The organism is Paraburkholderia aspalathi, from assembly GCF_905220735.1.
Classification (GTDB): domain Bacteria; phylum Pseudomonadota; class Gammaproteobacteria; order Burkholderiales; family Burkholderiaceae; genus Paraburkholderia; species Paraburkholderia aspalathi.
Window position 1 is genome coordinate 1 of record NZ_CAJNBA010000002.1, and the last position, 17,197, is coordinate 17,197.

Consider the following 17,197-nt stretch of genomic DNA (forward strand, 5'->3'; position numbering starts at 1 on the left):
AACTACCGTCGCATCCATTCGGCAGCAGGCGGTCAGCCGCCGGCACGATGCGAAGCTTCACTTTTTTAAATATTCCCCTTTCCGGGTGTCCAGGTTTACTTGACCACTACAGTGCCGCCCCGCACAGGGGCAACACTAATAGACCACTAACAATGCAAGGAAAGGCACCAAAGCCAGAACAAGGAAAGGCACCAAACCCAGAACAAGGAAAGGCACCAAACCCAGAACAAGAAAAGCCCAAAACCCTAAGAACACAGACAAAAACCGCCGCGCAGGCAAAAAAACCTTAACCCTGAACCCCGGCTGGAAGCCTCAAATGATTCCAACCCGCCAGCCCGGCAAAAACCATCCCCGCAACACTAACCCCGACCCACCCAAAGGTCGGCCAAACCGCAGCGCCGACCCCCGACCCGACAGCACCGCCAATAAAATAAGCCACCATATAAACCGTATTCACGCGACTCCGCGCCTCAGGCTTCAACGCATAAATCCGCGATTGATTGGAAATCTGCGCAGCCTGCACACCAATATCAAGGACGATCACGCCAATCACCAACCCGGCAATACTCTTCGCCGACAAGGCAAAAACAACAAACGACACAGCCACCAGCGCGATCGACATCGTGATAATGGCTCGCGGTCCGCGTCGATCGGAAAACTTGCCGGCGAGCGGCGCGGCCATTGCCCCCGCCGCACCGACAATACCGAACAGGCCGGCCGCCTGCGGCCCGAGGTGAAACGGTGCGCCCGCCAGCAACAAGGCCAGCACCGACCAGAAGATGCTGAAAGCGGCGAACATCGCGGCACCCGTTAGCGAGGCCTCACGCAGCGCGCGATGCTCGACCACCAGATGCCACATCGAAACCAGCAGCTTGCCGTAAGGGAGCGTTGAAGTCGGCTTGCTCTTCGGCAAGCGCAAGATGATCACGACGGCCAGCACCAGCAACGCGACCACCGAAGCGCCGAATACCGTGCGCCAGCCGAAATACTCGGCGATCAAACCCGCTGCGGTCCGTGCCAGCAGAATGCCGAGCAGCAGGCCGCTCATCACCGTGCCGACGGCTTGTCCTCGCTGCGCCGGCGGCGCGAGTTCGGCGGCGAACGGCACAGCCTGTTGCGCGATGGTGGCGAGCACGCCGATGGCGAGGCTCGCCGCGATCAACACGGGCAAGTTCTGCGCCGCAGCCGCGATCACGAGCGTGATGCACATGCCGGCAGTCTGCAGCAGGATCAGGCGACGCCGATCGAAGCGGTCGCCGAGCGGCGCCAACAACAGCATTCCGGCCGCGTAGCCGAGCTGCGTCACAGCAGGCACCACGCCGACCCACGATGCGCTATTCGGAAACGACTGGCGGAAATTGTCTAGCAGCGGCTGGTTGTAATAGATGTTTGCGACTGCCACACCGGCAATCGTCGCGAGCAGAAGCAGCAAGCCGCGCAACGACCGGTCGGCGGAAGCGGGAGTGGAGGCGTCGGATGTGGACATGAGAGGGGGCGATCGATGGACCGGCCCATGCGCGGTCCTCAAGCGTGCCGATCATACCGGAGCAGGGAGGATCGTGCTGACGGCCTCGCAGGCGTCGCAGACAAAATGAGATGATCGTTCGGTTTTCGTTCGTAGAATCGGCGCGCGCAACACGATCCATTACGTGACCGATCTCATGAACACACCTTCGATACTCGAACCTCGACGCATCAGCGGCTGGCTGCTCCTCGCCTTGATCTCCCTCGCTGCATGGGCGCTTTCAACCGCGGTCGCCTTGCGCGATCCCCTCAAGCTGATGCTCGAATGGGAACTGCTGGCGGTATTCGTGCGCCCTGACACGCACGGCTGGTATCGCACCGTGATCGCGATGGTGGGCTGTGACGTGATCATCGGGGTGTTCATCGTCGCCGGCACAGGTTGGCTCGCGCTGCTCGTGCGGCGCAAATCGGCGCGTTTTCCGTTGCAGGTGCAGGCGTGGCTGTTGGCCATCCTCGTCATGCGAACCATCGCCTACCTGCTCGGCGATCACATGACCCATGCCATTGGCATTGCCATCGCCATTCCGTTCGACGGCTTCATTCAGGCCGTCGTCGCTGCCGCGCTCGGGATACCGTATTTCAGGCTGTCCCGGCGCGTCCGGCAAACTTTTGTTGCGGTCTGAACCGGTGAGGCGAAACCCTCAATCGATCAACTCGCCTTCAGGTTCGTAAAAAGGATACGGACCATCGGCTTTATCAACATACGCATGGTGCGTGACGATGCCCGTCGCCGGATCGTAGCGATGCAGTGCATACGCAGGCGGCTCCATCACGAATGCGGAGGGCGCATCCTCGCGTAGATCGAGCCCGACCTGATGCGCGGGCGCCGGCACCGCGGACGCAATCGTGCCGCCAAAACGCACGAACATCGGCCGATGCACATGGCCGCAGATCACCCGTTCCACGTTCGGATAACGCGCGATCAACGCGGCGAGCTTGTCGGCGGCAGCGGGATCGAGCCGCAATTCATCCATATGCCCGATTCCGCAGACGAACGGCGGATGATGCAACGCGACCACCGTGGGCTTGCCTTGCGCCGCATCGAGTTGCGTCTCAAGCCAGTCGAGACGTGCGTCGCATAGATTGCCGGCGCTTTCGCCTGGCACCATCGAATCGAGCGCGATCACGCGCAGCGGTCCGACATCGACCGCGTAGTGCACGAACTCGCCACCACTACGCAACTCGGCGCGATCGGGAAACGCCGCGCGCAATGCAGCACGTTCGTCGTGATTGCCCACCATCAGGAAGTAGGGGATCTCGAGCGGCGCGAGCAGCGTTTTGAGGTGTTTGTATTGTTCCGGATCGCCCTGATCGACGAGGTCGCCGGTCATGATTACGGCGTCGGGACGCGGCTCCAGTGCATTGAGCGCGGCGACAGTGCGCGCGAGATAGGCGCCGGTATCGACGCGGCGGTAAGCCAGCGCGCCGGGCCGTTTGATATGGAGGTCGCTAATTTGAGCCAGCAGCATGGGGATGTCCTTCTTTATGGCGCGCTAGAAACGCAGCGCTGTGTCATTACGATAGCGCAATCAGCGCGTCCTGCGCGATTGAAATCCCGACCGGCGTGCCGCGCGCGAGTTCGACGCGGCCCGCGACATCGATCAGTAGCGCGTCCGGTGCGGCGCCACCGATCGTCAAACGGGTGCGCTCGCCGAGAAACGCCGTGCTTTCGATGTTGCCGCGCAATTGGGCGGTGGCCGGGTCGGCGAGATACGCGTCTTCGGGGCGGAAGAAAAATTCGTGTGCCGTGCTAGCGTGCCCGGCGCTTGACGGCAGCGGTACAGCGCCGCCGGTTGTCGCCAACAGACCATCACGCCGTTCACCAGCCAGCCGGTTGATCGTGCCGACGAACTGCGCGACCGTGCGGTTCGCCGGACGATAGTAGATGTCGCGCGGCGAGCCGATCTGCTCGATGCGCCCGGCGCTCATCACGACGATGCGGTCGCCGAGCTCCATCGCTTCGGCCTGATCGTGAGTCACGTAGACGGTCGTGATGCCCAGCTCGCGCAGCAACGTATTCATCTCGCTGCGCAAGGTGTCGCGCAAACGCGCGTCGAGCGCTGTGAGCGGTTCATCGAGCAGCAGCACGCGGGGTTGCACGGCGAGTGCGCGCGCCAATGCCACGCGCTGGCGCTGGCCGCCGGAGAGCTGATCGATGGGTTTGTCCGCGTGCGCGGTGAGACGCATCATCGCGAGCAATTCGTCGACGCGTTGCCGTGCGGTTTCAGCCGGCACGCGTTTGATCTTCAGGCCGTAGCCGATGTTGCCGCGCACGGTCAGGTTCGGAAACAGCGCGTAGCTCTGGAACACCATGCCGACCTGGCGTTTTTCGATCGGCAGGGCGGTGACGTCTTCGTCGCCGAACGCGATGCTGCCGCCGGCGTCAGGTGTCTCGAGGCCCGCGATCATGCGCAGCGTCGTGGTCTTGCCGCAACCAGACGGGCCGAGCAGCACCAGCGTCTCACCGGCGCCGATGTGCAGATCGAGCGGTTCGAGCACACGCGTGCCGCGAAACGTTTTCGCGCACTGTGTGAGCGTGATGGGAACGGAGTCGAGTTTCATGGCGTGGACGTCGGTATAGGCTTGGAACGGGAGGCAGTGTTGCGCTGTTTGCCCGCGCTGCGCTGGCCGGTCGCATCGACGCCGAGCCATTGCATCGCGACGAGCAGCGGCATCGTCATGATGAAAAACAGAATCGTGTAGGCGCTGCCGATTTCGATGCGTAACGACGCATAGGTGTCGGCGAGACCGACCGGCAGCGTTTTGGTATCGGGCGTATGCAGCATCCACGTGAGATTGAATTCGCCGATCGAGAGCGTAAGCACCGCCAACGCACCGGCGATGATCCCCGGTCGCGCATTCGGCAAGACGATCGTGACGAAGCGTTGAAAGAAGCTCGCGCCGAGGCTCGCCGCGCCTTCTTCAAGCGTGCGCAGATCGCTGCTCGCGCAGACGGCCGCGACCGCGCGCACCATGAACGGCAGCGTGAACACCACGTGTCTGACAACGATAAACGCGACGCTCATGCGAAACATCGTGAAGCCGCCATAGACCACCAGCAACGCGAGCGCGGAAGCGAGACCGGGCAGGGCGATCGGCAGCACCAGAAACTCTTCGATGATGCGCGAGAGCCGCGTCTTGCTGCGCGCCAGCACGTAGCCCGCAGGTACGCCGGTCAGCAGCGTGATCAGCAAGGTCATCGCCGCCACTTCGAGCGAGAGAAATACGGAGCTGTGATACTGCGTCCACACTTCACCGAGCCAGCGCAGCGTGAGTCCGCTCGATACGCCTTTGAAGTAGTTGACCGTGAGGCCGGCCATGATCGACATCACGACCGGCACGATCAGAAAGGCGCATAGCAACAGCGTAACGAACCACTGTCCGGCTGCGAGCCACGTGCGTGATGTGAGCAACCGGCGGCGCCGCGCGCGCGGTTTTGCGGGCTGCTTGGTTGGAGCACTGATGGAGTTCATCGAAGTTTTGTCATCGGGTTTGGACACGCCACTCATGCGCTTGCCGCGACAGCCGAACCGCTCACGCTGCGAGCGAACGCCAGCACGGCCCATGTGACGATGCCGAGCACGATCGAGAGGCCCGCCGCCGTCACCATGTTCGCGTTCAGCGTGAACTCGGTGTAGATGGTCATCGGCAATACGTCGATGTCGGTGGCCAGGGTGAAGGCGGTGCCGAAGGCGCCCATCGCGGTCGCGAAACATACCGCGCCGGCTGCGATCAAGCCCGGCGACAACGCGGGCAACACGATATCGCGCGTAATACGCCATGGCGATGCGCCGAGCGAACGCGCGGCCTCTTCGAGCGAGGCATCGAGCTTGGTCGCCGATGCCATCACGGTGACGATCACGCGGGGAATCGAGAAGTACAGATAGCCGAGAAAGAGCCCGCTCATCGAGTAAGCGAACACCCAGCGATCGCCGGTGAGTTTCAGCGATAACGCACCGATCAAACCCTGACGTCCCGCCAGCATGATCACCATGAAGCCGACCACGACGCCTGGGAATGCCAACGGAAACGTCAGCAGCGCGAGCAGCGTGCGTTTGAGTGGGAACTCACGGCGCGCCAGCAGCAGACCGGCGATCACCGACAGCACTAGCGTCGTCGCCGTGACCGCTGCTGACAACATCACCGTCGCGCCGAGGCTCGACATGTAGCGCGGATTCGTCAGCATCGCACGATAGGTCGCGAATGCGTGGCCGTCGCCGCTGATCTGCGCGAGCGCGCCCATCGGCAATAGCCAGAACGCGATGAAAACCGCCAGCGCCGGCGCGATCAAAGCGATGCGCCAGCGCAGCGGGAACGTGACGTCGTTCAATGCATCACCTGTAGATAACGCTCGCCGAAGCTCGACTGCTTCTCGGCCATTTTGCCGAAGTCGACCGGTTTGGCGCGGGCATAGTCGCTTGCGGGCAGGAATTTGGCGGCGGTTTCCGGGCTCATTGCGTTTGCGCGTACTGGACGCAGATAGGCGTCGGCCCACAGTTTCTGGCCTTCGTCAGACAGCACGAAATCGAGCACCTTCTTGCCGTTCGCTTCATGCGGCGCGCCCTTCACGAGACTCATCACGTACGGTACCGAGATCGTGCCTTCCTTCGGAATCACGAATTCGACGTTGGCGTGGTCCTTGTACTTCGCGCGGTAGGCGTCGAAGTCGTAGTCGAGCAGGATCGGAATTTCGCCGGACATCACGCGCGCATAGGCGGTCTGCTTCGGCACGATCGGCGCGTTGGCCTTCAGCTTGCGGAACCAGTCGAGGCCTGGCTCGAAGTTATCGAGCGTGCCGCCGAGCGCCTGATTTACCGCGACTGCGCCCGCATAGCCGACAAACGCGCTCGACGGATCGAGGTAACCGATCATGCCTTTGTACTCAGGCTTCAGAAGGTCGGCCCACGAACGCGGGACCGGTTTGCCTTCCAGCGCGTCCTTGTTGACAAAAAAGCCCAGTGTGCCCGAGTGGATCGTGAACCAGTAGCCTTGTGGGTCCTTCATGTTGGCTGGAATGTCGTCCCAGTGCGCCGGCTTGTACGGCTGGATGACGCCTTTGTCTTTCGCCTGGAACGCCGACGACACGCCGAGATACACCACGTCCGCAACCGGGCTCTTCTGCTCGGCCATCAGTTGCGCAATCGATTGACCGGAGTTCTTGTTGTCGAACGGCACGCGGATGCCGGTCTTTTGCTGGATCGCCTTGATCTGGCTCGCCCAGTCGGCCCATTCGGGCGGGCAGTTGTAGCAGATCGCGGTTTCATCGGCGTGGGCTGCTTGCGGTGCAAGGGCGGCGAGCGCGGCCGTGACGATCATGCCTGCTGACAGCGCGGTGGCCGTAGTGCGGGCGAGACGATGCCAGAGTGGCTTGATGGAAGAAGCAAAGCGTGTTGAAGAGCGGATCACTACGGGTCTCCTGGAGAGGAAGAGAGCGGGTGGTTCGGGGTTCGAATTGGATGTTTATGCAAGCGACTATGCGAACGGCCTCTAGGTCGCAGCGGACGTTTCTGTGCGGTTCGAAATCGCCGCGATGGTGGCACCTTCGCGCAAGCTGTGTGGCAAGGTCAGCTTGGGCGACGTTGCCTCATGCGTTTCGTCGGTGCCGGTTACGCGAGCTAGCAAACGCCGCCAGGCGGCGCAGCCGATCTCGCGATTTGGCGCGCAGACGCTTGCCAGCGGTGGCGACAGCAATTCGCCCATGGCGAGTCCGTCGAAGCCGAGAATCGACATGTCGTGCGGAATCTGCAGACGCGCGCGGCGCAGGCCGCGCATCACGACCATGGCGAGCAGATCGTTGCTGCAGAAGAGGGCGGTCGGGCGGTTCGGGCCGTTGGTCAGATGCGCGAGCACGGACGGCGCGAGTTCGTCCGCGTTGAAATCGACTTCGAGCGCGGGCGCAGGGGTGAGGCCGGCCTGCTGCATCGCCTGCGCGTAGCCGAGATGCCGCTGGCGGGCGCGGTCCGAAGCGGCGAGCGTGCCTGCGAGCATCAGGATGCGGCGATGGCCGTGCGCGATCAGCATGCGTACGCCATCGAACGCGGCGAGGCGGTTGTCGACCGAGACGGACGGACGCCGCACGGTGTCGTTATGCATCAGCACGTAGAGCAGACCGGAGCGGTCTAGGTCGTCGAGCAGCGGATGCGTGTCGGCATCGGCGACGGTCAGGATCAGGCCTTCCACGCGATGTTCGCGCAGCGTTTCGATGGCGTGGCGTTCGCGGTCGGCATCGTACTGGGTGGTCATCAGCATGAGCCGGTAGCCTTGCGCCGCGGCGAGTTCGTCGATGCCTTGCAGGCATTCGGCGAACACGGGGTTGGCGAGCGTCGGCAGGATCACGCCGATCAGGCGCGTGCGCTCGCCGCGCAGCTGCCGGCCGAGCGGGCTGGGGCGGAAGTTAAGGGCGTCGATGGATTGACGCACCTTATCGAGCGTGATCGGGTTCACGGTATGCGGCGCGTTGATCGCGCGCGAGACCGTGGCGATGGAGAAGCCCGCGTGGGCGGCGACGTCTTTGATCGTTGGGATCATGATTTCCGCGCGTGATGTAAACGTTTTCGTCAGCGGATTATCAGGAACGTTTGTGACTTGCGGATGACTCCAATTTTTATGCCTGGCGGGCGAGGGTGGGGATGGGGCGCGGCTGGATTGCGCCGGTTTGGTGTGCCCGCCGGGCAATGGTAGAATTCGCGTCCAGCGTGGTTCTGACCCCTGCCGGGGTGATGAAATTGGTAAACATAGCGGACTTAAAATCCGCCGCTTCACGGCTTGCCGGTTCGAGTCCGGTCCCCGGCACCAAGGGTTCTTCCGACAAATTCCGATGAAATCCGGAAACCCCCCGCCATACAAGGCCTTTCGGCCTTTAATGCTCCGACATATTCCCGGGCTATCGATCTGCAGCCGGTAGTAATTGGTGGTATTTTTGGTGGTATCTGTCCAGATCTCTGCTGTCTCGATCAGGAGATACCACCATGCGGCTTACCGATAAACAAGTCAGGAACGCCCGATACAGTCCGGACGGCACAGGTAACCGCTTGTCCGATGGCGGCCGTATGTATCTGCAGATCGATAAGTCGGGCTCGAAGTACTGGCGCATGAACTACCGCTTCGCTGGGAAGGACAAAACGCTCGCGTTCGGCGTGTACCCAGATGTTTCGCTGGCGGCGGCGCGCAAGAAGCGCGACGACGTGCGTGAGAAGCTCGCGGCCGGAATCGATCCTGGCGAGGCGAAGCGCCTGAAGAAGCGTGCGGTGCGACTTGCTGCCGCCAACTCGTTTGAGGTGGTTGCACACGGCTGGATGAATGAGCGCAAGACCTATGTGGAAATTGGTCAGTATGAGAAGACGCTGGCGCGGTTCAAGAGTGACGTGTTCCCGTGGCTCGGCAGGCGTCCCATTGCTCAAATTGACGCGCCCGAGATTCTAACTGTCCTGAAACGCATTGACGGTCGCGGTGCACGCTTCACGGCTCACCGCGTACGCAGCGAAATCAGTCGCATATTCCGCTATGCCATCAAGGAAGGGTACTGCAAGGCAGACCCGGCACGCGACCTTCTAGATGCGATCCCGCCAGCTCAAACCACGCACTTTGCTGCCATTACTGAGCCAGTAAAGGTTGGGGAAATGCTTCGGGCATTCGATGGCTTCTCAGGGACCTTTCCCGTCCTTTGTGCACTCAAGTTGGCCCCGATGCTTTTTGTGCGGCCCGGTGAACTGCGGCAGGCCAAGTGGTCGCAGTTTGACCTGGACAAACGGGAATGGCGCTATCTCGTCACCAAGACAAAGACAGAACACCTTGTGCCGCTTGCGACGCAGGCCGTAACCATCCTGCGAGAGTTGCAAGCTCTAACCGGCAACCACTCGTACGTGTTCCCAGGCGCGCGAGATCGGCACCGCCCCATGAGTGAAGCCGCGATCAATGCCGCGTTGCGGCGGCTCGGCTACGACACCCGCACCGAGATTACCGGCCACGGATTCCGGGCCATGGCGCGCACAATCCTGCATGAGGAACTTGAGCAGAAGCCGGAAGTGATTGAACATCAGCTTGCGCATACGGTACCCGACAACCTTGGCGCGGCTTATAACCGGACGAAATTTATCAAGGAGCGGCGCGCAATGATGCAGAAGTGGGCCGATTATCTGGACAGGCTCAAGGTGGGCGCGCAAGTCGTTTCTATTGGGACTGCAAGCGCTGAGAGATAACCAAGTGTTGGCCGATAGTGTGGATTAAGGGCGGAGCACTACTCTCTGAATCGCATCCGAAAGTAGTGCTCAACGAAAAGCTTTTGCCTTAACAGCCGCTGCTCAGCAGACCATCCGTGCTGGCGCATTCCGCCTGGCTAGGGGAGGAGAGTTTTGTGCCTAGCCATGGCTCGCACTCGCACAGGTATCTATGCGTGGTCCTTGGAGAGGGCGACACCTGAAGAAGTCGATGCAATTCGGACTGGGATCCTAAGCTATACCCAAGCCGTTTGCCTCATCGTTATGGTTCGCAGAGCTCGGCCGGCTAATAGCGGCGATGACGTGGGTTATCGCCGCACTGATGCGCCATTGAATGCATTCCTAACGGCCGACACCGGCACATAGTCCTGAGTGGCCACATTGGTAGCGTCGGTCTGCACCAGTGCGCGCACGAGCAGGTACACGGCTGGCAGATCATCGTCTTCACGTCGCCAGTCGACGGGTTCGTCGAGATCTATCCCGGACAAACGACGGCCCTCAAACCGGACAAACGTCGAGCGCACTGTCTCGTTGTGTCTCGCCTGGAAGCTCTGATTCTCAAATAACGGCACCTTCTCCCCGCAGACCGGTCGTTCGGATGCTCGATCCTCATGAGCCTGCGTAATCAGCGCGTCTCAAGTGTGTCCGTGCGCATCGATCTCTCCAGGTATCCGAGGGAACGCTAAGAGGCTGCTAGTCGCTTCGTTTTGAGACTGCCGAGGAACGCGCGCCCGATGACTTTTTTGTGCACGATACAACGGCGTCGGCGCTCCGATCTTTCGAGTCAATGCGATGTGTGGCGAGGCCATCGTACAGCCCCGAATCAGACAAATCAGACGCAATCTCTTTTAGCAGCGTGATAACGATGCGAAGTGCGGGTGTCATGGAACCCTGGCGCGAGCTTGCCAGTGTCACGAAGCGCGTGATATTGGGTCTCACGATTCTCGCCGCGCGCAAGCGGCCTGACCGGATATCGGGTGCGATGGCCCACGGACCGAGTACTGCATATCCTCGACCGCTAGCGGCGACCTCGCGTTGTACCGCTAGTGAGTCAGCTTCCAGTATGATTCCCAGGACGATGCCCGCCCGGCGCGCCTCGTCGTCAAGCATGTCGCGCAGCCGGTTCGGCCGGCCTGGCAGCACGAGTGGCAAGTCGGCAAGTCGTCGAAAATCGACTGTCTCGCGTTCCAAGATGGGTGAACCGGGTGCCCCGACGAGGTAGGTCTCAATGGTTGCCAGCGTCGCGAGCCGTTCCGTTGTCATCGCACGTTCTGCATGAAACAGAATGGCGAGATCTACGCGCCCGCTGTCGAGCCATGTTTCGACCTCGCCTAGCTGACTCTCCCGCACATTCAGGCGGATGTCGGGATAGGTCAAATTGAGCCGTTCGCACAACGCGGTAATCAACGGATGCGCGGTGGATTGCAAGATGCCGATTCGCACCTCGCCGAAGGGAGCGCCCGACGACGTGCGGATATCATTGAATAACTGATCCGTGTCGGCGATCCATTCCCGGATCCGGGGAATGATCCGTTCTCCAAAGCCCGTCAACTTGACGCCGCGCCCCGTCCGTTCGAACAAACGCCCCCCGCATTCCCGCTCGAATTCCGCAATCTGGCGGCTGATGTTCGACTGTACCGTTTGACGCAGTGCCGCAACGCGGCTGATGCTGCCGAGTTCCGCGACCTCGACAAAAAGCTTAAACGTTTCGCGATCCATCTTCGTCCCTGGGTATCTGTTCAAAAGCATATCTGAATTCACATCGTTGCGTCTATCAGCATGGGATCTGGTTGCTTACACTGATCTGAACGACAAAGAGACGACTGCTGCATTCGTCGCCGTTCCATAGACAGCCAATGAGGAGACAACCCGCATGCGAACAGTTAGCACAACGCAAAGTCCAGTGAGCAGACGCGTCCGAGAGAGGACCTGACGGCGAATACGGCCACGCGCATTCGGCGCTTCACATAGCCAGCGCAGTTCGGCCTCTGACGGTCAGACTTCTGAATGCCGCCCACGAATTGCCCCGTCCCATGAGCGCGCCCGGCGCTCGTGGAGGGCATTGCTGCGCCATACAAATAATATCTACTGGAGACGAAACAGATGAGCAACGACAGAAGCACGCCCCCACGCAACCAGTTGATGCCACGGTGCCTCGCCGTCGCAACCCTGGCTATATGGTCCGGCATGGCGCAATCCCAGCCTTCCTCGGCGGATCTTTCTGCCCCAATCCAGATGTACGGGCTCGTTGGAATGTACGTCGCGCAGTCGAAGTTGAGCACGACGCCGCAAGGATCGATCGGGATGGGTGGCGGCGGTCTGACGACGTCATTCTGGGGCCTGCGCGGGAAAGAAGACCTCGGTGGCGGCTACGCAGCGATATTCGTGCTCGAGAGCTTCTTCCGTCCGAACACGGGTCAGATGGGACGTAATGCGACCGATGGACTTTTCTCGCGCAACGCCTATCTTGGCTTTACAACTCCATACGGCATTCTCAGGTTTGGTGAACAGACGACGCAGACGTACCAGAACCAGATACTGCTGAACCCGTTTGGTTCGTCTGTCGTATTTTCGCCGCTTGTTGTCCAGTCATACACGGCTGCGTACAACAACACGGTAATAGGCGATACCGTATGGGCCAATGTCGCGACCTACGCGTCACCGTCGTACAAGGGCCTGACGGGAGTCGTGCAGTATGGGATCAGCAGCACGACGGGCCACCAAGGCCACGACAATCTGGGCTTGCACCTCAACTACGAGAACGGTCCGCTGCAGATAGCGCTGTCCGCCCAGCGCGTACGTGTCGCACTGAATATGCCCTCAGTCGAGCAATATTTGTATCTGGCAGGCGCCACATATAACGCGAGTTTCGCGAAATTTTACGCAGCCGTGCAGACTACCAATATCACGACCACCCAGATGGGCTCGCACACTTACGAATTGGGACTGTCGATCCCCACCACGCTCACGTCATCTGTTCTGGTCGAATGGGCCATGACCAGAAAGTCAGCGCCGCACAATCAGGATTCGATTCGCAACACAGGGTCGCTCGGCTACGACTACTACCTATCAAAACGAACGGATGTCTATGCAGTGTATTCGTACGACAAGCTGAGCTCGAAGCCGTCTGGCAGCACGTACGGGATCGGCATGCGACATATCTTCTGACACCTGAAAACATATAAACCGGAGCGGTAACTCGCTCCGCCGCTTTTACCTCGATTTCATTCCGTTCTTTTCCGCAATGTGGCTTTGCCGAAGGGCAATGCCACATTTTTTCGTTGCAGTCTCTTCCAGCATTTCGTGTGTTAGCCCGAAAATGACATCGCCGCGTGTCACACGATGCGACACGCGGCGACGACTGATGAACGGACTTGAAGTTGAACAGGCGTGATACTAACCGGGTCAGGGAGATATCTCTTCGAGCGAACGGTTAGTCGTCTCGATCATGCGGGTCGACGCAAAGAGGCCAATGACAGTTGTAGCGGCAAACATCATAAAGACGGCTGAAATGCCATACCCGGATAACACCACGCCAACCATGGCCGGTGCTGCTGCAGATGCCGCCCTCAGCCATGATGTCGCAAGCCCGGTCCCAATCGCACGCATACGTGTCGGGTAGATTTCCGGTGTGTACAGATAGAGCATGACCGTTGTAGTGCCCATTACCGCATAGGCCGAAGATCCAAGGACCATGACCGACCACGGACTTCCTGTCGCTACCGTGCCTAGGACAAGCAGCAGGAAGCCGCTGAGCACGAAGCACGCCATCGCCCAGCGCCGCCGCCCCGTCCGGTCGACGAGGAACGCGCAGAGCAGCACGGCACACGCGCTGAGCACGTTCGACACCGACGCCATCCGCAGCGATTCCTGAAGCGGCAAGTGATAGACGGTGCGGTACAGGCTAGGCAGCCAGTTGTTGATGCCGTTTGCAACGAAATAGGAACTGGCCCACAGCAACCACACGATCAGTGTTCGGCCCCGGTAGACCTGAGAAAACAGTTCCTTCCACGAGGCCTGCTTCCTCGTCTGGCTGGCGCCGCGGATCTTTGCAAGACGCCTCTCGACCTCGACCCAGTCGTGCTGCGTGTCGAGATTTCGCTTCGTTGTGCTGGCTTCGATCTTCTCTATCACACGTTCAGCTTCGTCGAAACGCCCCCTCGCGATGAGCCAGCGAGGAGATTCGGATAGCCGAAATATGAGGAACGTCACAATGAGTCCCGGGAGCGCGCCTACAAGGAACATGTACTCCCAGCCAAAGCGAGGCACGACGAACGCACCAACCTGCGCTGCCCCCAAAAGTCCGAGTGGAAAAATCAGTTCATAGAGCATGAAAAACCGTCCCCGCCCATGTGCCTGAGACAGTTCGCTGATGTACGCCGCCGCGACAGGCACCTCGCCGCCGACACCGATGCCCTGGACAAACCGCGCAATAAAGAGCAACTGAAAATTTCCCGCAAACGCGCACGCGATACCCATTACCGACATGACACCGACCGTCATCGTGGCGCTGGGCACGCGGCCGAACCGTTCGGCAATCCAGCCGAAGGTCAATGCGCCAATGAACTGTCCAAGATAGCCGGCCGCGATGAGCACTCCGATTTCGGTTGGCGTCAGGTGCCACAGTCCTATCAGCACCGGCATCGCGAAGGCGAGCGATAGTGCGTCGAATGCATCGAAAAAGGTTGCGCTGCCCATGATCACCCGGGCTTTCGTGTGCCACCGGCTGAAGGGCACGTTTTCGATGCGAAATAGAAGATGTGCAGCCCGTGCTACGGGTTCTGTCGTACGACTCGCCACGTGATCGCAGTCAATCATGGCTCCGGCCAGTGTCTTGCTCATTTCGTCTCCACCATGTCATTCATTCGCGGGGCTTCTGATCCGGCTCCCGGCGTGTGTCGTTCGATCTAGTGTCCAGTTTAGGGCCACCCTCAAGCTGACACAGGGTCGTTCAAGTGGCCAATCCGCAGGACGGTCGGATAAGCGAAGGCGGAGCGATTCCGCTCCGTCCAGGTTGCTTCCTAATCAGGAAACAGCCGCCGCTAGCAGCGTGCGTGCGGTTCGGCGCGCTGTACCCATACCCCGCGCGTCAGTCGACAAGGCCAGCCGAACGCAACGCCTGCGCGATTTCAACATCGGCGCCTTCGGCCAGCGGGAGCAACGGCGAGCGAACCGTGGCATGTTCCAGAATACCGCGCGCAACGAGGCCGTGTTTGAGTGCGACTGTCCCTTCCATGTGCGAGCCGCGGTGATATACGTTGCGCGTAACGGGCAGCAGGCGGTCGTGGATTGCCCGGGCAGCCTTGTAGTCTTTGGCTTTGCCTGCCTTGATGAGATCGATCAGCGGCTCAGGCGCGAGGCTGCCGTAGCCCACCAGGGCGCCATCGACGTCGAACATCGTATGCAACAGATACTCGTCATGGCAGGTCAGAATTTGCAACTCGGGGCGTTCGCGACGGATGACAGGGATTTCGGTGTCCCAGCGACGCATGTTACGGACCCCGTTCTTCATCGCGAACACGCCCGGTTGTGCCGCGATTTCAAGCTGAGTTGCGAGATTGTAGGTGGCCTTCGTTGCGTCCGGATACTGGAACAGGATCAGCGGCAAGCCACTCTCCTCGTAGATAGCGCGATAGCGATCCTGCGGCGCGCCGTTCTGATAACCGAACCGCAGCCAGCCGTGCGATGGATACACGAGGCCCGCCGACGCGCCAGCTTCCACGGCTCGCTTCGCTTCCAACGCGGCGACCTGGGTGCCCTCGAGCGTAATGCCGGCAATGACCGGGATTTTGCCGTCGACCGATTTGACGAAACTCTCGATGACCGCCGCCTGCTCGTCCGGCGTCATGAACGTGCCTTCGCCAGCATGCCCAAGGACGGTGAGGCCTTTCACGCCATCGATGTTGCCAAGCCACGAACCCAGTCGCTGGATAGCCGCATGGTCGACGGCGCCGTCGCGAGTGAAGGGGGTGACGGGCGCGGGAACGAGGCCTTTGAGATCGATGCTTTTCATGCTGTCTCCGAAATGTAGAGCAAAGAGGAACCTTGAAGCGCCCTTGAGACGCGGCGCTGTGCCAGTACAACTCGCCGGGTGCTGGCTGATTTGCCTGCATGTCGCGCAGCGGGTATGGAAGCCAGTGTAGGCAGCAGCCTGATATTCAGAAAGACAGGGATCCGGCATTTCAGATATGCCAGCAATGAGATGGTGATATAGGTGCCGGATCGTCCGATTCCATCGATAGCGAGGTACGTGAGGGTCGCCGACGCGCCGCCGGAACCGTCGCAATTCAGTATCGGTTTCCTGCTTGTAAGCGGACCTGCCGACGATTCTTTTAAGGGGCCGCTTCGGGTCGATCTCGGCCCGTTGAGGCCTGAAGGGGGCCCGCCCACGAGCTACATAATTCTCGCGCAGCAAATGTGGCGAGATGTGATCGATGCGTTGCTGTTGCGGTCACGGCTGCGGTCAAGAAGGATGGCACCGCGCAGATGTGGTTTAGTTCCAGACTGACGGATTCAATGGACGAGCGCACACCATAAAATTGAAATACCTATAATCGTGTGGCTAATCCGCTCAGGATTGCTGAACGTCAAGCTCAATGTGCGCATCCCGGACCGGAGAGCACGGGACATCACGGCGAAGGGGCTCAGATAACTTCCGCCTTCGCATCGTTCAGCGTCTGTTCCTCCCTGTCCTTGACACGGTCGTAGATGGGGCCACGCGGTGCGGGACACTCGACGATCGGCGCATACGCCAGTTGCCTCGCCTCCTTCTCGCGAATGCCGAATGCCTGCAGCAGCGCAAGCATCATCTGCTCCGCGTAATCGGTCGGCGCATAGCCGGAAAGCAGCGTCTCGATGCCGTACGTGATCGCGCCGAGCGCGATGTCCCGCGCCACGACGACCGACGCGACGTGAAAGCGTCCGCTGTCGATCGCCAGTTGCAGGTCGCGGGTCAGGTATTCGTCCAGCAAACGCCCGCGTGAACCGCGTCTCGTGCCAACACGCGTGATGAACGCGCCCCACAGCGGGTAGCGGCACGCCATTCCCATGTAAAGCCGTGAACCGGTGATGACCCGCAGCGCCGGATCGTCGATTTCCAGCACGAGCGGATCGATCACGCCGAGCACTTCGTCGCTGGCTTCGCCTGCGACTGCCGCGAGCAGTTCGCCAGTGGTGCGGAAGTAGTTGTAGAACGTTCCGCGCGAGACGCCCGCCGCCGCGATGAAGTCGTCGATCAGCGGGGCGTCCGGACCTCTTGCGGCGAATACAGCTAGCGCGCTTTCGATCAGACGGTTTCGCGTTCTCTCGCGCCGCAGTGCGCCGACGCGGCTTTGATAGTTTTCGCTGGCTGGAGTGTCGGCCATGACCGTGCAGGGTGAGTTCATGTGGAATTGTCTCGACTCATGATACGGGTTTCTCCTGGAGATTTCATAGTTGACGAATTTGTCAAATCAACT

16 protein-coding genes and 1 tRNA gene are annotated in these 17,197 nt (G+C 60.5%); 5 read left to right on the forward strand and 12 right to left on the reverse strand.

Going from position 1 to position 17,197, the window contains the following annotated elements:
* The coding region (locus KHO30_RS11025) for a hypothetical protein (RefSeq protein ID WP_211701029.1) at positions 1–290 on the forward strand (290 nt) is incomplete at its 5' end.
* Here the strand turns inward: KHO30_RS11025 and KHO30_RS11030 are convergent.
* Positions 287–1,486, reverse strand: coding sequence for an MFS transporter (locus KHO30_RS11030; RefSeq protein WP_211701030.1), 1,200 nt, complete (start codon positions 1,484–1,486; stop codon positions 287–289). The two genes, KHO30_RS11025 and KHO30_RS11030, sit on opposite strands and share 4 nt — an antisense overlap.
* Positions 1,487–1,661: 175 nt before the next feature.
* Between KHO30_RS11030 and KHO30_RS11035 the strand changes: the two genes are divergently transcribed.
* Positions 1,662–2,147, forward strand: coding sequence for a DUF2569 domain-containing protein (locus KHO30_RS11035; RefSeq protein WP_211701031.1), 486 nt, complete (start codon positions 1,662–1,664; stop codon positions 2,145–2,147).
* A gap of 18 nt (positions 2,148–2,165) precedes the next feature.
* Here the strand turns inward: KHO30_RS11035 and KHO30_RS11040 are convergent, their stop codons facing one another.
* The 6 genes from KHO30_RS11040 to KHO30_RS11065 form a co-directional block, all read right to left on the reverse strand.
* Positions 2,166–2,993 carry a phosphodiesterase gene (locus tag KHO30_RS11040; protein WP_200651132.1) on the reverse strand — a complete coding sequence of 276 codons (828 nt, stop codon included), beginning with the start codon at positions 2,991–2,993 and terminating at the stop codon, positions 2,166–2,168.
* A gap of 46 nt (positions 2,994–3,039) precedes the next feature.
* Positions 3,040–4,086 carry an ABC transporter ATP-binding protein gene (locus KHO30_RS11045; RefSeq protein ID WP_211701032.1) on the reverse strand — a complete coding sequence of 349 codons (1,047 nt, stop codon included), beginning with the start codon at positions 4,084–4,086 and terminating at the stop codon, positions 3,040–3,042.
* A complete protein-coding gene (locus tag KHO30_RS11050) occupies positions 4,083–4,997 on the reverse strand; it encodes an ABC transporter permease (protein ID WP_211701033.1) in 915 nt (304 codons plus the stop codon). Before KHO30_RS11050 ends, KHO30_RS11045 begins: the two co-directional genes overlap by 4 nt.
* Before the next feature lie 32 nt (positions 4,998–5,029).
* Positions 5,030–5,854 carry an ABC transporter permease gene (locus KHO30_RS11055; RefSeq protein ID WP_093647257.1) on the reverse strand — a complete coding sequence of 275 codons (825 nt, stop codon included), beginning with the start codon at positions 5,852–5,854 and terminating at the stop codon, positions 5,030–5,032.
* Positions 5,851–6,930: an ABC transporter substrate-binding protein gene (locus tag KHO30_RS11060; protein WP_093647255.1), complete on the reverse strand. Its 1,080-nt coding sequence runs from the start codon at positions 6,928–6,930 to the stop codon at positions 5,851–5,853. Before KHO30_RS11060 ends, KHO30_RS11055 begins: the two co-directional genes overlap by 4 nt.
* An 81-nt stretch (positions 6,931–7,011) precedes the next feature.
* Positions 7,012–8,052 (reverse strand): LacI family DNA-binding transcriptional regulator, encoded by a 1,041-nt coding sequence (locus KHO30_RS11065; RefSeq protein WP_093647253.1) that lies wholly within the window; start codon positions 8,050–8,052, stop codon positions 7,012–7,014.
* Between the two features lie 182 nt (positions 8,053–8,234).
* On the opposite strand from KHO30_RS11065, the gene KHO30_RS11070 reads away from it, so the two are divergent.
* Positions 8,235–8,319, forward strand: a tRNA-Leu gene (locus KHO30_RS11070).
* 173 nt (positions 8,320–8,492) lie between these two features.
* Positions 8,493–9,722 (forward strand): tyrosine-type recombinase/integrase, encoded by a 1,230-nt coding sequence (locus tag KHO30_RS11075; RefSeq protein ID WP_211701034.1) that lies wholly within the window; start codon positions 8,493–8,495, stop codon positions 9,720–9,722.
* A 326-nt stretch (positions 9,723–10,048) separates the two neighbouring features.
* On the opposite strand, the gene KHO30_RS11080 is transcribed toward KHO30_RS11075, so the two are convergent.
* Both KHO30_RS11080 and KHO30_RS11085 read right to left on the reverse strand, forming a co-directional pair.
* Positions 10,049–10,228: a DUF2471 family protein gene (locus tag KHO30_RS11080; protein WP_425312894.1), complete on the reverse strand. Its 180-nt coding sequence runs from the start codon at positions 10,226–10,228 to the stop codon at positions 10,049–10,051.
* Positions 10,229–10,433: 205 nt separating this feature from the next.
* Positions 10,434–11,459: a LysR family transcriptional regulator gene (locus tag KHO30_RS11085; RefSeq protein WP_211701035.1), complete on the reverse strand. Its 1,026-nt coding sequence runs from the start codon at positions 11,457–11,459 to the stop codon at positions 10,434–10,436.
* A 384-nt stretch (positions 11,460–11,843) separates the two neighbouring features.
* Between KHO30_RS11085 and KHO30_RS11090 the strand changes: the two genes are divergently transcribed.
* Positions 11,844–12,908, forward strand: a complete 1,065-nt coding sequence (locus KHO30_RS11090) for a porin (RefSeq protein ID WP_280531437.1) — start codon at positions 11,844–11,846, stop codon at positions 12,906–12,908.
* A 237-nt stretch (positions 12,909–13,145) separates the two neighbouring features.
* Here the strand turns inward: KHO30_RS11090 and KHO30_RS11095 are convergent, their stop codons facing one another.
* The 3 genes from KHO30_RS11095 to KHO30_RS11105 form a co-directional block, all read right to left on the reverse strand.
* On the reverse strand, positions 13,146–14,558 hold the full coding sequence (locus tag KHO30_RS11095; protein WP_425312906.1) for an MFS transporter: 1,413 nt from the start codon (positions 14,556–14,558) through the stop codon (positions 13,146–13,148).
* Between the two features lie 271 nt (positions 14,559–14,829).
* A complete protein-coding gene (locus tag KHO30_RS11100; RefSeq protein WP_211701037.1) occupies positions 14,830–15,753 on the reverse strand; it encodes a dihydrodipicolinate synthase family protein in 924 nt (307 codons plus the stop codon).
* A 631-nt stretch (positions 15,754–16,384) separates the two neighbouring features.
* On the reverse strand, positions 16,385–17,125 hold the full coding sequence (locus KHO30_RS11105; RefSeq protein ID WP_244864010.1) for a TetR/AcrR family transcriptional regulator: 741 nt from the start codon (positions 17,123–17,125) through the stop codon (positions 16,385–16,387).
* Between the last annotated feature and the right edge of the window lie 72 nt (positions 17,126–17,197).